We start from the raw sequence: 17,944 nt of genomic DNA, 5'->3' as shown, positions 1-17,944 counted from the left end.
TTTAGGGCGCGGGCGCTTACTCGATCTGGCGCCCGTTCAGAATCTCGAAGGGTTCGAGCCGGTCGCCATTGATCCAGGCATAGCCGCCTGCCTCGGTGCGCACCATGGCGTAGGGGGTCCAGCCGGTGCTGCGCCACCAGCTTTCATAGTCGTTGGTTTCGGCGTTTACGCGCCATTGTCCATCGTCGCGGCGGCCATCGCCCAGCATATAGACCGTGCTGCCATCGGCAGCAAAATACTGCTGATAGTCAGTGCCTGACCAGCTTCCGACAATGGTGTTGCCGGACAAGAGCGCGGTGATTTCGGCCGCGTTCATCTGCGTGGGCTGTGCTGCGACAGGCCAGCCAAGGGCGAGCATTCCGGCGCTCACCAGACCCAGAACATGACGGCGTTGCATGATCACACTCCTTTATTTCAGAGGGCAGTATCGCAAATCCTGCGGCGGGGTGCGACTCGATTCTAGGGCACGCTGTCTTGGGATTGCCGCAACGTCACGCTCAAAACATCAAGAATTTTGGAAAACTCCGGCCATATCGTGAGACAACGCATAGAAAAATTAATACTCTTCTGCCAAACAGACCGGATGATCGATATGTCCTATCCTGCCTATTCCCGTGCCGAACGTCTTGCTGACGGGGCGGTGCATATTGCTGGTCTGCTGGCGGCGCTTACCGGTGTTGCCGTGCTATTCGCCATGTGGGCGCTGCGCATGGACGGGGTGACGCTGGCCTCGACCATCGTCTATTCCGGTGCGCTTTTGATGATGCTGGGGGCCTCGGCGGCCTATCACCTTTATGCCCATACCGCCGCGCGGCCCATTTTGCGCCGTCTGGATCATGCTGCGATCTATGTGAAAATTGCGGGCACCTTCACGCCGCTCAGCGTGCTTTTGGGCACTGCCTTTGGCTATGTGGTGCTTGCGTTGGTCTGGGTGCTTGCCATCTTTGGGGCCGCGACCAAGATCCGGGCCAAGCGCGGGCAGATGCCAACGGGATGGTTGCCCTATGTGGCGCTGGGATGGATCGGCGTGGCGCTGTTTATCCCGCTTACGCCGATTCTTCCGGCACACAGCCTTGCGCTGTTGCTGGCGGGGGGGCTGCTTTATACGTTTGGGGTGGTGTTTTACAGGTGGGAGAGCCTGCGGTTCGCTACTGCCATCTGGCACCTCTTCGTGGCCTTTGCCAGCGGGTGCTTTTTCCTTGGCATCGCATCGGCCCTCGCGACCCGCCTCTGACGGGGCGCAAGGGCGTTTTGGATCAGGGCCAGAGCGCGCGCGCTCAGGCGTGCTTGCCCGCCATCAGCAGGGAAAAGACATCAGTGTTCCGGCAAAAATCCGGCGTTGCCGTCGCGGTCTTGTTCTGCTGGAGCCATTTTTCGCAGGTCTCGGGATTGACGCAGCCGGTGCAGGCCAAGACCACATCGCCCAAGGTGTCAAAGGTCATCTGACCTTCCATGATTTTCTGTTCCAGATCGACGCCCAAGCTATTGGCCATCCGATCCACCAATTGCGCGTGGCGTTTCAAGGTTGAAGTGCTTTGCATGTGATTGCCCCTTTGCTGCGCCCTCACTGTGCCCTGAGTTTGGGGGGGCTGCTTTGACCTGAATCAAATCGCCCCGTCCTCAAGGTAAAGTCGCACGCAGTCCTGCACGTGGCGAAACCGGTCGCCGCCCAGTTTCTTGCCGCCATACCAACGGGTTACGACAATCACATGATCGCGCAAATCGGCGCGTTCCAACATGCGTAGGATCACCTGTCCCGCCCCGGCCTCGCCGTCGTCGCCTTTTAGCGGGGTGCCATCCCTGAGCAGCACAGCCCAGGTGTTATGCGTGGCGCGGGCGAATTTCTTGTCTTTCTTCAAGGTCTTGAGGAAATCGTCTACTTCCGCGCGGTCCTGTGCCATGCAGCCAGAGACCGCATAGGTCGACCCCCGGTCGCTGACGACGCCCTTTAACTGCCGCATGTCACAGACCGGCGGCCACCCGGCGCACGGTTTCGATACGCTGTGCGTTGGGCGGATGGGTGCCCAAAAAGCGATTGCCGGGATCGGGAAGCTGGCTAAAGAACTCTGCGCCGCGCACCGGATTATACCCGGCGCGATGGGTGATGACCGTGCCAAGGGCATCTGCCTCAAGCTCGAAATTCTTGGAATAGCTGCGCGCGCCCACCCCGGCACCGATGTCGAGGGCCTGATCCACCACTGTCTGGCTTGCGCCGGTGATCGCCGCCAAGCCACCCAAAAGAATCGCGCCTGCTGCGGCGTTTTGCTGTTGGCGCGGGATATGCCCCGAGATGTGATGCGCCGCCTCATGACCCATGACAAAGGCCAGTTCATCCGGATTGCGCACCTGCGCGATCAAAGGCAGGGTAAAGGCCAGAATGGGCTGACCGTTGCGATCAAGGGTCTGATAGGCATTGGGCGGCTGCCCGGGCCGATCATCCACGACGATGCGGAAATCGCAATTGGACTGCGGCGAGCGCGCGCGGCATTCGCGTTCGGCCACCGGTTCAACCCTTTGAACAACCGTGATGAATTGCTGGACCTGCGCGCGCGATGGGGTCGCCGCCACGGGGCGTTGTGTTGCTTGAGGTGCGGGCCTGTTGACCGGCCCTTGGTCGACCACCTCGACGCAGCCCACCAGGGCGACCAGCCCGAGCACTGTTATCCAACGCATTCCAAACCCTCTGCTAGCCCTCGTCTATTTACTTGTTCTAGCAGGGTTTCGCAGCTCTGACAGGTCTTTTCAAGCACACCAGTCCGGGCTTGCAAAGACCCGCCAACGCGGTAGGCTGGGGGTATGTTTTCCATCGAGCACGAATTCGACGCCACTGTGATCACCCTTGTTGACGAGGGGGCAGCCCCCTTGGGTGAGGATGTGATCATCAACGCCTTTGAGGAATGCGTGACGATCGAGCAATATGATCCGCGCACTGATAGCCTGCACAAAATCACCCTGTCGATGGGGCAGTTGCGCGATTTGCGCGCGGCGCTGGACCTGCCCGAGGGGGTCTATATCCAAGCGCCGGACGCCAAATAGAGCCTCAGCCGCCGATCTGGCGGAGCACCTCGGCGGCGGCAATGGTGGGTGTCATATCGCCCGCTGCTACACGGGCCGCATAGTCCTGCATCGTGGCGCGGGCTGCCGGGGTTTCGAGCCGCGCCAAAAGGCCCTGACGCACCTCTTGGCCGAACCAGTAGCGGGCCTGTTCTGCCCGCCGACCGTCAAAATGCCCGGTGTCGCGCCGCCAGTTCACCAATGCGGTCATCTCATCCCATGCCCTGTGCAGGCCCTCGTCCTGAAGCGCTGAAACGGTCATCGCCTTGGGATAGCCCTCTGGGTCCTGCGGTCGTTTGCGCAAAAGCCGCAATGCGCCTGCGTAATCCGAACAGGTTCGCATCGCCGCCGGTTTGAGATCGCCATCCGCCTTGTTCACAAGGATGAGATCGGCCATTTCCATGATGCCGCGCTTGACGCCCTGCAACTCGTCGCCACCGGCCGGGGCGAGCAAGAGGACAAAAAGATCGGACATTTCCGCAACCACCGTTTCGGATTGGCCAACGCCCACCGTCTCGATCAGGACCACGTCGAACCCCGCGGCCTCGCAGAGGGCCACCGCCTCGCGGGTGCGGCGCGCGACGCCGCCCAGATGGCTCTGGCTGGGGGAGGGGCGGATAAAGGCCGCCGGATCGCGGCTGAGCCGTTCCATCCGCGTCTTGTCGCCAAGGATCGACCCGCCCGAGCGCGCCGAGGACGGATCAACTGCAAGCACGGCCACGCGCAGGCCCTGCGCCGTCAGCATCAGGCCAAAACTCTCGATAAAGGTGGATTTGCCCACGCCGGGCGTGCCCGAGAGGCCGATACGCACCGCTTGCTTGCCGGCGGATTTCAACGCCTCCATCAGGGCTGCGGCCTGCGTTCTGTGATCGGCCCGCGCGCTTTCGATCAGGGTGATCGCGCGGGCGAGCGCTCGCCGGTCGCCGGAGATGATCTTTTGTGCGATGTCGGCGGTATCCATGCGCTGCCCTTCTTGCTGTCGCCTGCCTTCATGCCTTGGGCCACCGGCCCTTGTCCAGAGGTGAGGGCGGGCAACCCTCTGGCCAAGGGCGCGCCGATGCCCGATAACGCGGGCATGACGCCCGATCTTCCCATTCAAGAGGCCATTCCAGCCCTTATCGACGCGCTGCGCGCGCGGGGGCGTGCCGTGCTTCAGGCCCCGCCCGGTGCGGGCAAGACCACGGTGGTGCCGCTTGAGATGTTGCAAGCTGGCCTGACTGAGGGGCGCATCCTGATGCTGGAGCCGCGCCGTCTTGCTGCCCGCGCCGCCGCCGAGCGGATGGCGCAGAGCCTTGGGGAAAAGCCCGGTGAAACCGTGGGCTACCGGGTGCGCGGCGAGGCCCGAGTGGGGCCGCAGACCCGGATCGAGGTGGTGACAGAGGGGATATTGACCCGCATGGTCCAATCGGACCCCGAGTTGCGCGGCGTGGGTGCGGTGATTTTCGACGAGTTTCACGAACGCTCGCTGAATGCTGATCTGGGGTTGGCGCTGTGTCTTGAGGTGGCGGGGGCGCTGCGCGACGATCTGATCCTGTTGGTGATGTCGGCCACGCTTGATGCCGCGCCGGTGGCGCAGCTTATGGGGGATGTGCCTGTCATCACCTCGGAGGGGCGCAGCTATCCGGTTGAGATCCGCTGGCGCGACCGTCCCCGGCCCAAGACGCGGCGGTTCGAGGACGCGCTGGCCGATCTGGTGAGCGAGGCGGTGGCCGAGACAACCGGCGGCGTTCTGGTGTTCTTGCCCGGCGAGGGGGAAATCCGACGCCTTGAAACGCTGCTGCGCGCTCGCTTGCCCGGTGATTGCCAGGTGCGGCCACTTTTTGGGGCGATGGATTTTGCGGCGCAACGGGCCGCAATTGCGCCGGTATCAGAGGGGCGCAAGATCGTGCTGGCAACGTCGATCGCCGAAACCTCGCTGACCATCGAGGATATTCGCGTGGTGATCGACGGCGGGTTGGCGCGGCGCGCGCGGTTTGATCCCGGTTCCGGTATGTCGCGCTTGGTGACAGAGGCGGTGACGCGCGCCGAGGCAACGCAGCGCGCAGGGCGCGCAGGCCGTGTGGCCGAAGGGCGCTGCTACCGGCTCTGGACGCGCGGGGAAGAGGGGGCGTTGCAGGCCTTTGCCCCGGCAGAGATTGAGGCGGCGGATTTGGCGGGGCTGGCGCTGGAGCTGGCGCTTTGGGGCGCTGCCCCTGAGGATTTGCCGCTGCTGACGCCGCCCAATCCCGGCGCCTATGCCGAGGCGCGCGCGCTCTTGGAGATGTTGGGTGCGCTCGATGCCACGGGCCGGATCATCCCGCATGGCAAGGCGTTGGCGGCGCTGCCTCTGCATCCGCGCTTGGCACATATGCTGGCCTCTGCCGGGCCAGACGCGGCGGCGCTGGCGGCGCTTTTGGCCGAGCGTGATCCGTTGGGGCGCGGTGCGCCGGTTGATCTGGCGCTGCGGCTGAGTGCGGTGCGCGACCTGCGCGCCTTTGAGGCGCGCTATGTCCATGTGGTCAATCGCGGTCCGCTCGAGCGGATCAAGACCGAGGCGCGGCGTCTGGCGGCGCAGGCCAAGGGCAGGGGCCAAGGCAGGCGCAGCGATGCCGAATGTGCCGCCCTTGCCTATCCTGACCGGATCGGGCTGCGTCGCAAAGGGGATGCTCCGCGCTATGTGCTGTCGGGGGGCAAGGGCGCTGTTCTGCCCGAGGGCGACCCGATGGCGCAGACCCGGCTGATCGTCGCCACCGATCTGGATGGCGACCCGCGCGAGGCGCGCATCCGTCAGGCTATCGCGATTTCCGAGGCAGAGATTCGCGGGCTTTTTGCGGACCGGATCGCGTGGCAGGATGTCTGCCTCTGGGATCGGCGCGAGCGGCGGGTGATCGCGCGCAAACAGGAACGGTTTGGCGCGCTGGTGCTGGATGATCGCCATTGGCTGGATGCGCCAGAGGAGCGTGTCGCGCGCGCCATGCTGGACGGGGTGCGCGATCTGGGGCTGGCGTGGAGCGATCCCGCCCGGCGTTTTGTGGCGCGCGTTCAGCTTGTGCGCGACGGGGGGGCGGATCTGCCGGATATGTCAGAGGCGGCGCTGATGGCGGGGCTGGACGAGTGGCTCTTGCCCTATCTTCGGGACGTGCGCAGCGCGCCGGAGTGGAAGCGGTTCGAGATGCTTGATGCGCTGCGCGCGCGGCTGGATTGGGACCAGATGCAGATGCTGGACCGCGCGGCACCGGCGCAGTTCACCACGCCGCTGGGCCGCAAGATTCCGATTGATTATAGCGGCGAGTATCCCGAAATTACCCTGCGATTGCAGGAAATGTTCGGCCAGACCACGCATCCCACGGTCGGGCGCACACCGTTGCGCGTGACGCTTTTGTCGCCGGGACATCGCCCGGTGCAGACCACGCTTGATCTGCCGGGGTTTTGGTCCAGCTCTTATGCGGATGTGCGCAAGGATATGCGCGGGCGCTATCCGCGCCACCCCTGGCCCGAGGACCCGACCGAGGCTGACCCCACCTTGCGTGCCAAACCCCGAAATATCCCGTGATTTGTATTCTGTGGTGAAATGTCTTATATCCTTGAGGCAGATAAATTTGCCCGAGCAGAGCAAAACCACAATGAACCAACTCTTTCCTCAGACCGCGCCCGGCGCGGTCGATGCTGACGCTGTTCTGCCCCGCAGGCAGGTGGCGGCGCTGTGCTGGCGCAAGCACAAGGGGCGCAAGGAGGTTCTGCTGATCACCAGCCGCGACACGGGCCGATGGGTTGTTCCCAAGGGCTGGCCCATCGAGGGACTGACCGCCGCGCAATCCGCGTTGCAAGAAGCGTGGGAAGAGGCGGGCGTGCGCGCCGATGCCGATAAGGCGCGGTTCATCGGGCGCTTTGCCTATCACAAGGGTTTGCGCGATGGGCGCACCCTTCCGGTCGAGGCGGAACTCTACAAGGTGCGCCTGCGCGACGATGAGATGCGCGACCGTTTCCCCGAAGCGCGCGAGCGTCGGCGGCTTTGGGTCACGCCGCGCAAGGCGGCGAAACTTGTCGATGAGCCCGAGTTGCAGGATATCTTGCGCCGGTTCTGAGCCGGTTTATTTCGGCATCAAGACCCAGTAATCCAGATCCAACAGAACATGCGGCAGATGTTTGCCATCCGCGCCGCGCAGGTCAAAGGGCGCGCCGCCCTTGGTTGCCACCAGCCGCAGCCGCAATGCGCCCACCCCCGGTGCGGATGTGTCGGCCCGGTCCAGAACCTCGGACCAGGCGCGCACGGTATCGCCCGCAAAGCACGGGTTGGCGTGGCTTCCTGCGTTGATCGCCGCGATCATCTGCGCATTGGCAAGGCCATTGAACGACAGCGCCCGCGCCATCGAGATCACATGCCCGCCATAGATCAGCCGCTTGCCATCGGCGCGCGGTGTGGCGTCGAAATGCGTTTTGGAGGTGTTCTGCCAGAGGCGCGTCGCCATCATATGCTCGGCCTCCTCGATGGTCACGCCATCGACATGGTCGATCTGCTCGCCAATCTCGTAATCGCCCCAGCGATGCGGCTCTCCGGCGAGGGTGAAATCATACTGCGTGAAATCAAGGCCTGCGGGGATGACAAGATCACTGGCGGCCACCGAGGCCGCGGTGTGCGGCACGGTATCGGCGGGGGCCGGGGCCGTCTCATCGCGCTTGCGCACCATGACCCAGCGGACAAATTCCATCACCGGCAGGTCGTGTTGGTTAAAGCCGGTGGTGCGCACATAGACGACCCCGGTCTTGCCCGAGGAATTCTGCTTGAGCCCGATCACCTCGGATTGCGCGCGCAGCGTATCGCCAGAATAGACGGGGCGCAGCCAGCGTGCCTCGGCATAGCCGAGATTGGCCACGGCATTCAGCGAAATGTCGGGCACCGATTTGCCGAACACGATATGAAACGCCGCCAGATCATCAATGGGGCTGGCAGGCAGGCCGCAGACCTGAGCGAATTCATCCGAGGAATAGATCGCATGGCGCGCCGGATAGAGCGCGTGATAGAGCGCGCGCTCGCCCCCCGATACGGTGCGCGGCACCGCATGGCGGATCACCTGCCCGATGGTGTAATCCTCGAAAAACCGGCCCGGATTGGTCTTGGCCATGCTCACTGTTCCCCCAACTTCATGTCGGGCGTATAGGTGCCGTCCTTGTCCTTGACTACGGCCTGCCCGCAGCGCATCACGCCATTGGCCGCGTCAAAGGCATAGGTCGGATCGCCGTAAAGCGCCCATCCCTTGTTGAGCGCAGCCGTCACCTTGTGACAGAACTCGGACGTGTCATCGGCGCTGAGAAAACGATAGAGTTTCATGGATTACCCCGGAAACGGCCAGACGCCCAGCCAGTTGTGAATAGCGGTCATGACGAGGAACAGCACGATCGTAATGACCACGAGAATGATGTCGCGCTTGGCCTCGCCCGGTTTGGGACGGTTCCACGTCTCGGATTTGTTGATCACCACCACCTCAAGCACCGCCCAGAGCAGCAGGCCGCCAAAGAGGATGAGCGAGGCCAGATCGCCATTGACCAAGAGATGCGCCACCGCCCAGACCTTGACCGCTGTCAGTTGCGGATGCCGCATGGCCCCGCGCAGCCGCCCTTTGGTGGCGCTCATGCCATAGAGAAACACCGCGCCCAGCATCATCAGGTTGTTGATATGCACGGTCCAGCTGGGTGGATACCAGACGTTGATAAAATCCGCCTGTCGATAGCCGATCACCATCAGCACCAGACCGGCAAGGATGCCGAGGGCGGCAACGCCCTTGCCCGCGTTCCCCATCCTTGCGCGCAGATCGGGGGCCACCCGTTTGAAGAGATGCGCCGCGATCCAAAGGATCAGCCCGAGGATGAGGTAAAACATGGGGGTTACTCCGCTGCCATTTCCCGTATCGCCTGTGCTTTGGCCAAGATGCGCTGCGCGGACACAACGTGCAAATTCTCGACGATCTGCCCGTCTACCACGGCAATCCCCTGACCCGAGGCGCGGCTTTCTTCATAGGCTGCGATCTGACGTCCCGCCAGTTCAATTTCGGAATTGGTGGGGGCAAAGGCGGTATTGGCGATTTCAAGCTGCGCGGGATGGATCAGCGTCTTGCCGTCAAAGCCGAGGTCGCGCCCCTGTTCACATTCGAACTTGAGCCCGTCCCCATCGCGAAAGCGGTTATAGACCCCGTCCACCGCCACGATCCGTGCCGCGCGCGCCGCCATCACGATCATTTGAAGCGAGGCCCAGAGCGGCATGCGGTCGGCGCGTACCCGGCAGCCCAGATCCTTGATCAGGTCATTGGTGCCCGCCACCAACCCGGTTACCTGTCGGTGGGCCGCAATTTCGCGGGCGTTGAACACGCTCACGGGGGTTTCCATCATGGTCCAGACGGGCAGGTCGGTGCCGATCACATCCGACAGGTTGTCAATGTCCGAGGGAGTATTGACCTTGGGCAAGAGGATCGCATCGGCCCCGGCATCGCGCAGGGCGCGGGCATCCTCTAGCCCCCATTCGGTCGTCAGCGCGTTGATCCGCACGATCTTGTAGCGATAGCCATAGCCGCCTTGGCGCAGGGCCTCGACCAATGTGGCGCGTGCGGCTGCCTTGGCATCGGGGGCGACCGCGTCTTCAAGGTCAAAGATGATCGCGTCCGTGGGCAGATCCCGCGCCTTTTCCAGCCCGCGCTCTTTCGAGCCGGGGATGTATAGCACCGAACGGTAGGGATGCATGCTGCTGTCCATGGGTCTGCCCTTTGATGGATTCTGACTGCGGTAATAATCTTGCGCAGGAATGGCATTTTTTGGCGGAAATGTTCAAGCGCTTTTTCGCCGCAATGCAGCGATGCCGCTGCAACAGGGGGCGGATGGGGCCGTTAACGCCCTGTTCATCTTTGTTTCGGCATGATCGGCCCTGCAACGGTCGGGAGACCAACCCAAGAGAAAGGGTGACGGATGATCAAGACAGTGATGGCCGGTCTGAGCGCTGTAGCGCTGGCACATGCCCCGGCACAGGCGCAATCGGGCCAATGCGCGCCGCGCGACAGGGTGGTCGAGCGTCTGGCCGATGCCTATGGCGAAACGCGGCATTCCATGGGGCTTGGGGCCAATAACATGGTGGTCGAGGTTTTTGCCTCGGACACCTCTGGCAGTTGGACGATCACGGTAACGGGCAGCGATGGCATCACCTGCCTTGTGGCCAGCGGTCAGGCGTTCGAGGCCACGGCCGACACCGCACCCAAACCGGGCAAAGGGGCCTAGAATACGCCATCCCAGATCAGCTTGGCCCCGGTGATCGTGAGCAACACATAGGTCACCGCGAAAAACGCGCGTTCCGGCATGATCCGGTGCGCGCGCACGCCGATCCACGCCCCCAAAAGGGCAAAGGGGGCCAAGATCAGGTCGATCATCAGCGTTTCCCGCGTGAAAAGCCCCAGCATGCCATAGGGCACCGCTTTGACGATGTTGAAGACAAAGAACATCAAGACCGTGGTCGCCTGATAGCGCGTCTTGTCCAGCCCGCGCGACAGCAGATACACCGCCGCAGGCGGCCCGCCTGCATGGCTGACAAAGCTGGTGAACCCGGCCACCAGCCCCGCCAAAACCCCGCTCCAGCCCGGCAAAGGGGCCTGCCCCCGGCGCATCACCCGCGCCTTTAGAACCGTCTGCCAAAGCACAAAGATCAACGCGATCCCCCCGATCAAAAGGCGCAAGAGATCGGCATCGGCGCTGCGATAGAACAGCATCCCAAGCCCGATCCCCGGCACCCCGCCAAGGATCAGCATGGTCACCTCAAGCCGTCCCCATTGCCGCCAATAGGGGCGCAGGGTGGCCACATCGATCAGCATCAGGACTGGCAGCATGATGCCCAAAGCCATCGCCGGCGGAACAAAGAGCGCCAGAATCGCCGCCCCCGCAAAGGACGCACCAGAGCCGAAACCGCCCTTGGACACCCCCGCCAACAGCGCCGCGAACACCCCGATTGCCACCACCTCGACGTTCATCGCTTCGGCTCCTAACCTATGTCTCTGTCTGTACTTTCACGGTATACGACCGCATCCCGCTGTCACGCCGAAAATCCGCCGCAGTGCAGCACCCTTGCAAGCGCGCAGATTTCGGACTACGCCCAAGCGCAACTTTTCAACCGATGGAGACTATCCAATGGCCAGACCCAAGATTGCGCTGATCGGCGCCGGACAGATCGGCGGCACCCTCGCCCATCTCGCCGCGCTCAAGGAACTGGGCGATATCGTCCTGTTCGACATCGCCGAAGGCACCCCCGAGGGCAAAGCGCTCGACATCGCGGAATCCGGCCCCTCTGAAGGGTTCGACGCGACGCTCAAAGGCACGCAATCCTATGCTGATATCGCGGGTGCCGATGTCTGCATCGTGACCGCCGGTGTGCCGCGCAAGCCGGGCATGAGCCGCGATGACCTGTTGGGGATCAACCTCAAGGTCATGAAATCCGTGGGCGAGGGCATTGCCGCCAACGCGCCTGACGCCTTTGTGATCTGCATCACCAACCCGCTTGATGCGATGGTCTGGGCACTTCAGAAATTCTCTGGCCTGCCCGCCAACAAGGTCTGTGGCATGGCCGGTGTGCTGGATAGCGCCCGCTTCCGCCATTTCCTCAGCGTGGAATTCAACGTCTCGATGAAGGATGTCACGGCCTTTGTTCTGGGCGGTCATGGCGATACGATGGTGCCCTCGGTGCGCTATTCCACCGTTGCTGGTATTCCCCTGCCGGACCTGATCGAGATGGGCTGGACCACCCAAGAGAAGCTGGATGCCATCGTGCAGCGCACCCGTGACGGCGGCGCGGAAATCGTGGGTCTCTTGAAGACCGGGTCTGCCTTTTACGCGCCCGCGACCTCTGCGATTGAGATGGCCGAGGCCTATCTCAAGGACCAAAAGCGCGTGCTGCCCTGTGCGGCCTATTGCGATGGCGAATTCGGCCTCAAGGACATGTATGTCGGCGTGCCGACCGTGATCGGCGCGGGCGGGATCGAGCGGATCGTCAACATCAAGCTCACCAAGGACGAGCAGGATATGTTCGACAAATCCGTCGATGCGGTCAAAGGTCTGGTCAAGGCCTGCAAGGAAATCGACCCCTCGCTGGTGTGATCGCCTGCTTTTAACGCTTCTGGATCAGGGCCGACATACGTTCGGCCCTGATTCTTTCTGGCACGGCGCTATGGCCAATTTCTGATTTGTGATCACACGATTTAGCCGTGTGATCACAAAATGACGATTTTCGCGCCAAAACCTGTCATTCCGCAAAAAACGATTTATAAATGCGCGGAATATATGCCACACCCTGTCCCAATCGCAGCAAAACGGGACAGTTTGATGAATATCCATGAGTATCAGGCGAAAGCCCTGCTTCGCTCTTACGGCGCCCCGGTGTCGGATGGCCGTGTGGTTCTGCGCGCCGAAGAGGCCAAGACCGCCGCTGGTGCGCTCGATGGCCCGATCTGGGTGGTCAAGGCGCAGATTCACGCTGGTGGCCGTGGCAAGGGCAAGTTCAAAGAGGCAGGTGCCGGTGAAGCCGGTGGTGTGCGTCTGGCCCGTTCCGTGGAAGACGCCGCCGAAGAGGCCAAGTGCATGCTTGGCCGCACTCTTGTTACCAAACAGACCGGCCCGGCGGGCAAGCAAGTGAACCGCATCTATATCGAGGATGGTTCCGGAATTCAGACAGAGATGTATCTGGCCCTCTTGGTGGATCGTCAGACCAGCCGCGTGTCTTTTGTCTGCTCGACCGAGGGCGGCATGGATATCGAGGAAGTCGCCGAAAAGACGCCTGAGAAAATCCTGTCCTTCAGCGTTGATCCCGCGACCGGCTATCAGCCGTTCCATGGTCGCCGCATCGCGTTCAACCTTGGTCTCACCGGCGGTCAGGTCAAGCAATGCGTCAACCTCATGGGTATCCTCTACAAGCTCTTTCTCGACAAAGATATGGAGATGCTCGAGATCAACCCGCTGATCGTGTCGGACAAGGGCGATCTGAAATGCCTCGACGCCAAGATGGGGTTTGATTCCAACGCCATTTACCGCCACGCCGATATCGCCGAGTTGCGCGACACGACCGAAGAAGACCCCAAAGAGCTTGAGGCCTCGAAATACGACCTCAACTATATCGCGCTCGATGGCGAGATCGGCTGCATGGTCAATGGCGCGGGTCTGGCGATGGCGACGATGGATATCATCAAGCTCTATGGGGCCGAGCCCGCCAATTTCCTCGACGTGGGCGGCGGGGCGACCAAGGAAAAGGTCACCGAGGCCTTCAAGATCATCACCTCTGATCCGCAAGTGAAGGGCATCCTCGTCAACATCTTTGGCGGCATCATGCGCTGCGATGTGATCGCCGAGGGCGTGGTGGCTGCGGTCAAAGAGGTAGGGCTGAAAGTGCCGCTCGTGGTCCGTCTCGAAGGCACAAACGTGGAAAAGGGTAAGGAGATCATCAACACCTCCGGCCTCGACGTGATTGCCGCCGATGATCTGAAGGACGGCGCGCAGAAGATCGTCAAGGCCGTCAAGGGGTAAACTGATGGGCGAAATGTTCGCGATATTGGTGTTCAGTTGTCTGGTAATAGGCGCTTTGGTTGTAGGGCAAAAAAAGCTTGAAAACCCAAACAATTCAGAAATCATTTACACGATGCAAATGGCTTCTGTTTGTCAACTCGGGGATGGACCCGTTGAAGCGGCTTTGGTCAGGCAGTCAGGCAATCTTTATCGCGAACTCGGTGTTTTTGACGACTGGCGCGATGCTATTGCCGAGATTGAGAAAGCATTCAATCGGGCGAAAATTGACTCAGTGGCAGTACAAAGCAACACCCCATTAAAATTCGAATGCACAAGGTTAGTCTATAATCATCGTGGACGGGCCGAAGGTAAAAAACTTGGAGGCGCAATAGTCGTCGCAGCAAGTTAACGTGAGACTATTCCGTCAATTAACTTAGGAGAACGCCAAAATGGCAGTCCTCGTCGACAAACATACCCGCGTGATCTGTCAGGGCCTTACCGGCTCGCAGGGCACATTCCACTCTGAACAGGCCATCGCCTATGGCACCCAGATGGTCGGCGGCGTGACCCCCGGCAAGGGTGGCACGACGCATCTCGACCTGCCCGTATTCAACTCAGTACATGAGGCCAAGCATGTGACAGAGGCCAATGCGAGCGTCATCTACGTGCCGCCGCCCTTTGCTGCGGATTCCATTCTCGAGGCGATTGATGCCGAGATGGAGCTGATTGTCTGCATCACCGAAGGCATCCCGGTTTTGGACATGATGCGCGTCAAGCGCGCGCTCGAAGGGTCGAAATCGCGCCTCATCGGCCCGAACTGCCCCGGCATCATCACGCCCGACGCCTGCAAGATCGGCATCATGCCCGGCCATATCCACCGGCGCGGCAGCGTCGGCGTGGTCAGCCGCTCGGGCACGCTGACCTATGAGGCGGTCAAGCAGACCTCGGATGTGGGCCTTGGCCAGTCGACTTGCGTCGGCATCGGCGGCGACCCGATCAAGGGCACCGAACATATCGACGTGCTGGAATGGTTCCTGGCCGATGACGAAACGCAGTCGATCATCATGATCGGCGAAATCGGCGGTAGCGCGGAAGAAGAGGCGGCGCAGTTCCTGAAAGACGAAGCCAAACGCGGGCGTAAAAAACCTGTCGCAGGCTTTATCGCCGGGCGCACAGCCCCGCCGGGCCGCCGCATGGGCCACGCCGGCGCCATCGTCGCGGGCGGCAAAGGCGACGCCGAGAGCAAGATCGAAGCCATGAAATCCGCCGGCATCACCGTGGCCGAAAGCCCCGCTGGCCTCGGCGAGGCCGTGCTCAAGGCGATTGGGTAAAGGCCGTTTCGCGCGCGCCCCGGGCCTGACCCGGGGCCGCCGCGCGGCTGGGTGGCTCCGGGTCAGGCCCGGAGCATGTTGCGAAAAGGACATCTGAAATGACCGACCAATCCCCCAACGACCTCTTTCATGCCTCCTCCTTCATGCAGGGGCATAATGCCGAGTATCTCGAGCAGCTTTATGCGCGCTATGCCAATGACCCGAACGCGGTCGATGCAGCGTGGAAGAGCTTTTTCGACGCGCTGGGCGATGGTGATGACGATGTAAAGGCCGAGGCCGCTGGCCCCTCTTGGGCGCGGGCCGATTGGCCCCCCATGCCGTCGGATGACCTGACCGCAGCCCTTACGGGCGAATGGCCTGCCGAGCCCGAGTTGAAGGATGCGGGCAAGAAGATCGCCGCCAAGGCCGCTGAGACGGGTGTGAACGTCAGCGACGAAGACGTGAAACGCGCCGTGCTTGATTCCGTGCGCGCGCTGATGCTCATTCGCGCCTACCGGATCCGGGGGCATCTGGCCGCCGATCTTGATCCGCTGGGCCTGCGCGAGACGCCGAACCGCCCCGAGCTTGACCCGAAATCCTACGGGTTTACCGAGATCGACATGGATCGCCCGATCTTTATCGACAATGTTCTGGGGCTTCAGATTGCCAGCCTGCGCGAGATTCTCGCCATTGTGAAACGCACCTATTGCGGCACTTTCGCGCTGCAATACATGCATATTTCCGATCCCGAGCAGTCTGCTTGGCTGAAAGAGCGGATCGAAGGCTATGACAAGGAAATCAGCTTTACCCGCAACGGGCGCAAGGCGATCCTGAACAAGCTGGTCGAGGCCGAAGGTTTCGAGAAATACCTGCATGTCAAATACATGGGCACCAAGCGCTTTGGTCTGGATGGCGGCGAGAGCCTCATTCCCGCGATGGAGCAGATCATCAAGCGCGGTGGGCAATTGGGCGTGCAGGATATCGTGATCGGCATGCCGCATCGTGGCCGCCTGTCGGTGTTGGCCAATGTGATGGGCAAGCCCTATCGCGCGATTTTCAACGAATTTCAGGGCGGCAGTTTCAAGCCCGAAGAGGTCGATGGCTCGGGCGATGTGAAATACCATCTTGGCGCGTCATCGGACCGTGAATTCGACGGCAACAAGGTGCACCTGTCGCTGACCGCCAACCCCAGTCACCTGGAGGCGGTCAATCCGGTGGTTCTGGGCAAGGTCCGCGCCAAGCAGGATCAGTTGAACGACATCGACCGCATCAAGGTGTTGCCGATCCTCCTGCATGGCGATGCGGCCTTTGCCGGTCAGGGCGTTGTGGCTGAGTGTTTCGGCCTGTCGGGCCTCAAGGGGCATCGCACCGGCGGCACCATTCATATCGTGGTGAACAATCAGATCGGTTTCACCACCGCGCCGCATTTCAGCCGCTCGTCGCCCTATCCCACGGATATCGCGCTGATGGTCGAGGCGCCGATTTTCCATGTCAACGGGGACGATCCCGAGGCTTGTGTGCATGCCGCCCGCGTCGCCACGGAATACCGCCAGAAATTCCACAAGGACGTGGTGATCGACATGATCTGCTATCGTCGGTTCGGGCATAACGAGGGCGACGAGCCCATGTTCACCAACCCGGTGATGTATAAGAAGATCAAACAGCAAAAAACCACGCTCAGCCTCTATACCGAGCGGCTGGTAAAGGATGGCCTCATCCCCGAGGGCGAGATCGAGGATATGAAGACCGCCTTTCAGGCCTATCTCGCGGATGAGTTCGAGGCGGGCAAGGATTACCGCCCGAACAAGGCCGACTGGCTGGATGGCAAATGGGCCGATCTTAATGCCCATCGCGGCAAGTATGAGCGCGGCGAGACCGCGATCAAGCCCGAGACCATGGCCGAAGTGGGCCGTGCGCTCAGCACGGCACCCGAAGGCGTACCGCTTCATAAAACGGTTGAGCGGCTGCTTGAATCCAAGGCAAACATGTTCGAGACCGGCAGCGGCTTTGACTGGGCCACCGCCGAGGCGCTGGCCTTTGGCTCGCTCCTGACCGAAGGCTACCGCGTCCGCCTCTCGGGGCAGGACTGTACGCGCGGCACCTTTAGCCAGCGGCATTCCGGCCTGATCAATCAGGACAACGAAGACCGCTATTACCCGCTGAACCATATCCGTGAAGGGCAGGCGCAATACGAGGTCATCGACTCGATGCTGTCGGAATATGCGGTGCTTGGTTTTGAATATGGCTACTCTCTGGCAGAACCCAACGCGCTGACCCTGTGGGAGGCACAGTTTGGCGATTTCGCCAATGGCGCGCAGATCATGTTTGATCAGTTCATCTCGTCGGGGGAATCGAAATGGTTGCGGATGTCCGGTCTCGTCTGCCTCTTGCCGCATGGCTATGAGGGGCAGGGGCCGGAACATTCCTCGGCCCGGCTCGAGCGGTTCCTGACCATGTGTGGCGGGGATAACTGGATCGTGGCCAATTGCACCACGCCGGCCAATTACTTCCACATTCTGCGCCGCCAGATGTATCGCACCTTCCGCAAGCCGCTCATCCTGATGACGCCGAAATCGCTTTTGCGGCACAAGATGGCGGTCAGCAAGGCCGAAGAGTTCACCACCGGGTCGTCCTTTCACCGGGTGCTCTGGGATGATGCGCAATACGGCAATTCCGAAACAAAACTGGTGGCGGATGACAAGATCCGTCGCGTCGTCATGTGCTCGGGCAAGGTCTATTACGACTTGCTCGAGGAACGCGATGCGCGCGGGATCAACGATGTCTATCTTCTGCGGCTCGAACAGTTCTACCCGTTCCCGGCCATGTCCATGGTCAAGGAGTTGGAGCGCTTCAAAGGTGCGGAAATGGTCTGGTGTCAGGAAGAGCCCAAGAACCAGGGGGCCTGGTCCTTTATCGAGCCCAATATCGAATGGGTTTTGACCCGCATCAAGGCCAAGCATCTGCGGCCCACCTATGCCGGGCGTCCAGCCTCGGCCTCGCCCGCCACGGGCCTCGCCAAACAGCACAAAGCACAACAAGAAGCGCTGGTTGATGCCGCGCTGACCATCGAAGGGAACTAA

20 protein-coding genes are annotated in these 17,944 nt (G+C 61.7%); 10 read left to right on the top strand and 10 right to left on the bottom strand.

From position 1 onward, the window contains the following. Positions 1 to 16: 16 nt before the first annotated feature. The gene (locus tag RAK1035_RS03335; protein ID WP_008279503.1) at positions 17 to 397 is read right to left on the bottom strand and encodes a hypothetical protein; all 381 of its coding nucleotides are present in this window, start codon (positions 395 to 397) and stop codon (positions 17 to 19) included. Between the two features lie 186 nt (positions 398 to 583). Here RAK1035_RS03335 and trhA point away from each other — a divergent pair, with 186 nt between their 5' ends. Then, positions 584 to 1,234, top strand: coding sequence for a PAQR family membrane homeostasis protein TrhA (gene trhA / locus RAK1035_RS03330; protein WP_008279502.1), 651 nt, complete (start codon positions 584 to 586; stop codon positions 1,232 to 1,234). A 43-nt stretch (positions 1,235 to 1,277) separates the two neighbouring features. On the opposite strand, the gene RAK1035_RS03325 is transcribed toward trhA, so the two are convergent. From RAK1035_RS03325 to RAK1035_RS03315, 3 genes are all read right to left on the bottom strand, one after another. Beyond that, positions 1,278 to 1,541: a DUF6455 family protein gene (locus RAK1035_RS03325; protein ID WP_037296779.1), complete on the bottom strand. Its 264-nt coding sequence runs from the start codon at positions 1,539 to 1,541 to the stop codon at positions 1,278 to 1,280. Positions 1,542 to 1,604: 63 nt separating this feature from the next. Next, positions 1,605 to 1,961, bottom strand: coding sequence for a YigZ family protein (locus tag RAK1035_RS03320; protein ID WP_008279500.1), 357 nt, complete (start codon positions 1,959 to 1,961; stop codon positions 1,605 to 1,607). A 1-nt stretch (position 1,962) separates the two neighbouring features. After that, positions 1,963 to 2,673 (bottom strand): M48 family metallopeptidase, encoded by a 711-nt coding sequence (locus RAK1035_RS03315; RefSeq protein WP_008279499.1) that lies wholly within the window; start codon positions 2,671 to 2,673, stop codon positions 1,963 to 1,965. 123 nt (positions 2,674 to 2,796) lie between these two features. On the opposite strand from RAK1035_RS03315, the gene RAK1035_RS03310 reads away from it, so the two are divergent. Further along, positions 2,797 to 3,036, top strand: a complete 240-nt coding sequence (locus RAK1035_RS03310; protein ID WP_008279498.1) for a hypothetical protein — start codon at positions 2,797 to 2,799, stop codon at positions 3,034 to 3,036. Positions 3,037 to 3,040: 4 nt separating this feature from the next. On the opposite strand, the gene meaB is transcribed toward RAK1035_RS03310, so the two are convergent. Beyond that, positions 3,041 to 4,015 (bottom strand): methylmalonyl Co-A mutase-associated GTPase MeaB, encoded by a 975-nt coding sequence (gene meaB / locus RAK1035_RS03305; RefSeq protein WP_008279497.1) that lies wholly within the window; start codon positions 4,013 to 4,015, stop codon positions 3,041 to 3,043. A 96-nt stretch (positions 4,016 to 4,111) separates the two neighbouring features. Between meaB and hrpB the strand changes: the two genes are divergently transcribed. Together hrpB and RAK1035_RS03295 are read left to right on the top strand one after the other, a co-directional pair. Continuing rightward, positions 4,112 to 6,586, top strand: coding sequence for an ATP-dependent helicase HrpB (hrpB, locus tag RAK1035_RS03300; RefSeq protein WP_441346850.1), 2,475 nt, complete (start codon positions 4,112 to 4,114; stop codon positions 6,584 to 6,586). Between the two features lie 70 nt (positions 6,587 to 6,656). Continuing rightward, entirely contained in the window at positions 6,657 to 7,118 is a 462-nt protein-coding gene (locus RAK1035_RS03295) for an NUDIX hydrolase (RefSeq protein WP_008279495.1), read from the top strand. Between the two features lie 6 nt (positions 7,119 to 7,124). Here the strand turns inward: RAK1035_RS03295 and RAK1035_RS03290 are convergent, their stop codons facing one another. Genes RAK1035_RS03290 through RAK1035_RS03275 form a run of 4 tightly spaced genes read right to left on the bottom strand, consistent with a single transcriptional unit; the run spans position 7,125 to position 9,777 of the window. Further along, on the bottom strand, positions 7,125 to 8,156 hold the full coding sequence (locus RAK1035_RS03290) for a MaoC family dehydratase (RefSeq protein ID WP_008279494.1): 1,032 nt from the start codon (positions 8,154 to 8,156) through the stop codon (positions 7,125 to 7,127). A 2-nt stretch (positions 8,157 to 8,158) separates the two neighbouring features. Next, positions 8,159 to 8,362, bottom strand: a complete 204-nt coding sequence (locus RAK1035_RS03285; RefSeq protein ID WP_008279493.1) for a DUF1737 domain-containing protein — start codon at positions 8,360 to 8,362, stop codon at positions 8,159 to 8,161. Between the two features lie 3 nt (positions 8,363 to 8,365). After that, positions 8,366 to 8,911: an NnrU family protein gene (locus RAK1035_RS03280; RefSeq protein ID WP_008279492.1), complete on the bottom strand. Its 546-nt coding sequence runs from the start codon at positions 8,909 to 8,911 to the stop codon at positions 8,366 to 8,368. Between the two features lie 5 nt (positions 8,912 to 8,916). Continuing rightward, complete coding sequence (locus tag RAK1035_RS03275) at positions 8,917 to 9,777, bottom strand: HpcH/HpaI aldolase/citrate lyase family protein (RefSeq protein WP_008279491.1); 861 nt, start codon at positions 9,775 to 9,777, stop codon at positions 8,917 to 8,919. A gap of 210 nt (positions 9,778 to 9,987) precedes the next feature. Here RAK1035_RS03275 and RAK1035_RS03270 point away from each other — a divergent pair, with 210 nt between their 5' ends. After that, positions 9,988 to 10,293 (top strand): hypothetical protein, encoded by a 306-nt coding sequence (locus tag RAK1035_RS03270; RefSeq protein ID WP_008279489.1) that lies wholly within the window; start codon positions 9,988 to 9,990, stop codon positions 10,291 to 10,293. Here RAK1035_RS03270 and RAK1035_RS03265 read toward each other — a convergent pair. Then, positions 10,290 to 11,036: a sulfite exporter TauE/SafE family protein gene (locus RAK1035_RS03265; protein ID WP_008279488.1), complete on the bottom strand. Its 747-nt coding sequence runs from the start codon at positions 11,034 to 11,036 to the stop codon at positions 10,290 to 10,292. The genes RAK1035_RS03270 and RAK1035_RS03265 overlap by 4 nt on opposite strands. A gap of 157 nt (positions 11,037 to 11,193) precedes the next feature. Here RAK1035_RS03265 and mdh point away from each other — a divergent pair, with 157 nt between their 5' ends. From mdh to RAK1035_RS03240, 5 genes are all read left to right on the top strand, one after another. Further along, the gene (gene mdh, locus RAK1035_RS03260; protein ID WP_008279487.1) at positions 11,194 to 12,156 is read left to right on the top strand and encodes a malate dehydrogenase; all 963 of its coding nucleotides are present in this window, start codon (positions 11,194 to 11,196) and stop codon (positions 12,154 to 12,156) included. A gap of 225 nt (positions 12,157 to 12,381) precedes the next feature. Next, positions 12,382 to 13,575 (top strand): ADP-forming succinate--CoA ligase subunit beta, encoded by a 1,194-nt coding sequence (sucC, locus tag RAK1035_RS03255; RefSeq protein WP_008279486.1) that lies wholly within the window; start codon positions 12,382 to 12,384, stop codon positions 13,573 to 13,575. A gap of 4 nt (positions 13,576 to 13,579) precedes the next feature. Beyond that, positions 13,580 to 13,963 (top strand): hypothetical protein, encoded by a 384-nt coding sequence (locus RAK1035_RS03250; RefSeq protein WP_037296776.1) that lies wholly within the window; start codon positions 13,580 to 13,582, stop codon positions 13,961 to 13,963. Between the two features lie 40 nt (positions 13,964 to 14,003). Further along, on the top strand, positions 14,004 to 14,885 hold the full coding sequence (gene sucD, locus RAK1035_RS03245; RefSeq protein WP_008279485.1) for a succinate--CoA ligase subunit alpha: 882 nt from the start codon (positions 14,004 to 14,006) through the stop codon (positions 14,883 to 14,885). 98 nt (positions 14,886 to 14,983) lie between these two features. After that, positions 14,984 to 17,944, top strand: a complete 2,961-nt coding sequence (locus tag RAK1035_RS03240; protein WP_008279484.1) for a 2-oxoglutarate dehydrogenase E1 component — start codon at positions 14,984 to 14,986, stop codon at positions 17,942 to 17,944.

The organism is Roseovarius sp. AK1035, from assembly GCF_003288315.1.
In the GTDB taxonomy this organism is placed as follows: domain Bacteria; phylum Pseudomonadota; class Alphaproteobacteria; order Rhodobacterales; family Rhodobacteraceae; genus Roseovarius; species Roseovarius mucosus_A.
Note: the sequence above shows the minus strand (reverse complement) of the source record. Positions and strands in the feature narration are given on the sequence as shown.